The 3,558-nt window shown below is 69.3% G+C and carries 3 protein-coding genes and 1 pseudogene; all 4 read left to right on the forward strand.

The genetic code is table 11. From position 1 onward, the window contains the following. Nucleotides 1–275: 275 nt before the first annotated feature. Nucleotides 276–1,604, forward strand: a complete 1,329-nt coding sequence (locus ACYVE9_RS19265; protein WP_461029133.1) for an extracellular solute-binding protein — start codon at nt 276–278, stop codon at nt 1,602–1,604. Nucleotides 1,605–1,608: 4 nt separating this feature from the next. Continuing rightward, nucleotides 1,609–2,508: a carbohydrate ABC transporter permease gene (locus ACYVE9_RS19270; protein ID WP_461029131.1), complete on the forward strand. Its 900-nt coding sequence runs from the start codon at nt 1,609–1,611 to the stop codon at nt 2,506–2,508. Continuing rightward, complete coding sequence (locus ACYVE9_RS19275) at nt 2,508–3,344, forward strand: carbohydrate ABC transporter permease (protein ID WP_461029132.1); 837 nt, start codon at nt 2,508–2,510, stop codon at nt 3,342–3,344. Before ACYVE9_RS19270 ends, ACYVE9_RS19275 begins: the two co-directional genes overlap by 1 nt. A 3-nt stretch (nt 3,345–3,347) precedes the next feature. Continuing rightward, nucleotides 3,348–3,558, forward strand: a pseudogene (locus ACYVE9_RS19280) (beta-N-acetylhexosaminidase); the annotation flags it as partial.

A 3,558-nucleotide genomic window follows, 5' to 3' on the forward strand; every position in this document is an offset into this window, starting at 1 on the left:
CGGTTCGACCGGCGCCGGCTTCCGGCCCCGGCGCCATCCGGTAGCGGCCAGTGCCCGCCCGGTCCCGCAGCGCGAGCGCCGCGCGGGGCCGGGCTTCTTCTGTTGCACGGGGTGCCCGCACACGTCACAAATTGGTCGAGACCTCTTGTCGGTGTGCCTACCGGCGCCTTAACCTCCAGCGAAGTTGTGCAGCACGAAACACGCGTTGCGCATGCTGCAACACCGATCCGCCGGGAGTACCACCCATGAAACTCTCCGCCCGCGTCCCCTCCCCGATGCCGCCGGCCCGTACCCGCCGCCTCTCCGCCCGCCTCGCCGTCCCCGTGGCCGCCCTCGCCCTGGCAGGGCTCACCGCCACCGGATGCGCCCCCAGCACCTCCTCCGGCAACGAGGCCACCGAGGACAAGAAGAGCGGCACCCTGCGGGTGTGGCTGTTCCAGGAGGTCAACAACAAGCCCAAGGCCGAGGTCGTCGACTCCGCCGTCAGCGCGTTCACCGAACGGCACGACGGCGTCAAGGTCGACGTGCAGTACATCCCGGTCGACAGCCGCGCGGAGAAGATGAAGGCCGCCTTCAACGACCCCTCCTCGGCGCCCGACCTCATCGAGTACGGCAACACCGACACCGCCGGCTACGTCGCCGACGGCGGACTGGCCGACATCAGCAAGGAGTTCGCCGCCTGGGACGAGGCCGCGGACACCGACCCGGCGGCCAAGGACTCCGTCACCGTGGACGGCAAGGTCTACGGCGCCCCGCTGTTCGTCGGCGTGCGGGCCCTGTACTACCGCACCGACGTCTTCGACGACCTCGGCCTGAAGGTGCCCAAGACCCTCGACGAGGTCGCCACCACCGCCCGCACGATCCGCGAGGAACGCCCCGAGCTGTACGGCCTGATGGTCGGCGGCGCCAACACCTACGGCGCGATGCCGTTCATCTGGGCCCACGGCGGCGAACTCGCCGAGGAGAAGGACGGCACGTACACCGCCGCCCTCGACAGCCCCGAGGCGAAGAAGGGCATCAAGGCCTACACCGACCTGTTCGGCACCGACAACTGCCCGGCCGACAAGTGCGCCGAGATGGGCGGCAACGACAACGTGCAGACCTTCGCGGCCGGCAAGGCCGGCATGGTGCTCGGCGGCGACTTCAGCCGGCAGGCCATGGAGGACGGCCCGGTGAAGGGCAAGTACGCGGTCGTGCCGCTGCCCGGCGTGCAGGAGGGCGACATCGCGCCCGCCTTCGCCGGCGGCAACAACGTCGGTGTGCTCAAGAGCAGCTCGCACCGCACCCTGGCCGTCGACCTCATGCAGGAACTCGCCGGCAAGGAGACCCAGCGCAAGCTGTTCGACGCCATGGGCTTCCTGCCGACCTTCTCCGACACCCGTGAAGAGGTCGCCGCCGACGAGCCGTTCGTCGAGCCCTTCGTGCGCACCCTCCAGTCCGGCGCCAAGTTCGTACCCGCCACTCCCGCCTGGGGCCAGATAGACGCCGGCCAGGTCCTGCCGACGATGTTCCAGGAGGTCGCCAGCGGCCGGAAGGACGTCGACGCCGCCGCAGAGGACGCCACCGAGAAGATGAACGACGCCTTCCAGAAGGCCGCGGGCTGACTCGATGGCCCGCACCACCGCCGGACCGCGCGGGGGCGCCTGGACGCCCTGGCTCTATCTCGCCCCCGCGCTGGTCGTCCTCGCCGGACTGCTCGTCTACCCGATCTACCAACTGGGCCTGATCTCCTTCCTGGAGTACACCCAGGCCCAGGTCAGCGGCGGTGCACCCACCACGTTCCGCGGACTGGGCAACTACGCCGAACTGTTCGGCGACCGCCAGTTCTGGAGCGTGCTCACCGCCACCGTCGTCTTCGCCGCCGCCTGCGTGGTCTCCACGCTGGCCGTCGGCTGCGCCCTGGCGGTACTGCTGACCCGCGTCCGCGCCGTGCCCCGGCTGCTGCTCATGGTCGCCTCGATGGGCGCCTGGGCCACCCCGGCCATCACCGGCTCCACCGTCTGGGTCTTCCTCTTCGACGCCGACTTCGGCCCGGTCAACAAACTGCTCGGCCTCACCGACTTCTCCTGGACCTACGGGCGCTACAGCGCCTTCGCCCTCGTCCTGTTCGCCGTCGTGTGGTGCTCGTTCCCGTTCGTGATGGTCACCATGTACGCCGGCATCCGCGCCATCCCCGGTGAGGTGCTCGAAGCCGCCTCACTCGACGGCGCGTCCACCTGGCGGACCTGGCGCAGCATCATGGCGCCGATGCTGCGGCCGATCCTCATCGTCGTCACCATCCAGTCGATCATCTGGGACTTCAAGATCTTCACCCAGATCTACGTGATGACGGGCGGCGGCGGCATCGCCGGACAGAACCTCGTCCTCAACGTCTACGCCTACCAGAAGGCCTTCGCCTCCTCGCAGTACAGCCTCGGCTCGGCCATCGGCGTGGTCATGCTGCTGATCCTGCTCGCCGTGACGCTCGTCTACCTGCGACTGATCCGACGCAAGGGAGAGGAGCTGTGATGGCCTTCCGCATCAAGAAGCCCTGGCGGCTGGCGGCCGAGACCGCCGCGCTGCTCATCGCGGCCGTCGTCGCGTTCCCGCTCTACTGGATGGTGCTGTCGGCGTTCAAGCCGGCCGGTGAGGTGCAGTCCACCCAACCGCGCCCCTGGACGCTCAGCCCGTCCCTGGACTCGTTCCGGCGGGTCTTCGAACAGCAGGACTTCGCGCGCTACTTCCTCAACAGCCTGCTGGTGGCCGGCACCGTCGTGGTGGCCTCCACCCTGATCGCGTTCCTGGCGGCCACCGCCGTCACCCGGTTCCGCTTCCGGTTCCGCACCACGCTGCTCATCATGTTCCTCATCGCCCAGATGGTGCCCATCGAGGCGCTCACCATCCCGATGTTCTTCCTGATGCGCGACGCCGGACTGCTCAACACCCTCGGCTCCCTGATCCTCCCGCACCTCGCCTTCTCGCTGCCGTTCGCCATCTGGATGCTGCGCGGCTTCGTCAAGGCCGTGCCCGAAGCCCTGGAGGAACAGGCCTACATCGACGGCGCCAGCCGCGCCCGGTTCCTGTGGCAGATCCTCTTCCCGCTCGTCTTCCCCGGCCTGGCCGCGGTCAGCGTGTTCTCGTTCATCTCCGCCTGGAACGACTTCCTGTTCGCCAAGTCGTTCATCATCAGCGCCACCGAGAACTCCACGCTGCCGATGGCCCTGCTGGTCTTCTTCGACACCGACACCCCTGACTGGGGCGGCGTGATGGCGGCCTCCACCGTCATGACCCTGCCCGTCCTCGTCTTCTTCGTTCTCGTACAGCGGCGCCTGGTCTCCGGACTCGGCGGCGCGGTGAAGGATTGACCCATGGACACTTCCGCAACCGGACCGCACCCGGACACCCCCGCGACCGGCCCGCACCCCGGCCTGGTGCCCGCACCGAGCGGCCCACCCGACGGCCTCACCACAGGCGCCACCACCACGCTCGACGAGCACACCGTGCTCCACGCCGGGCCCGGCACCGAGGGCGTCGCCCGCTGGCTGCGCTCCACCGTCGGCGCGGCGACCGGACTGCCGC

The sequence above is a fragment of the Streptomyces sparsus genome, from assembly GCF_054776295.1.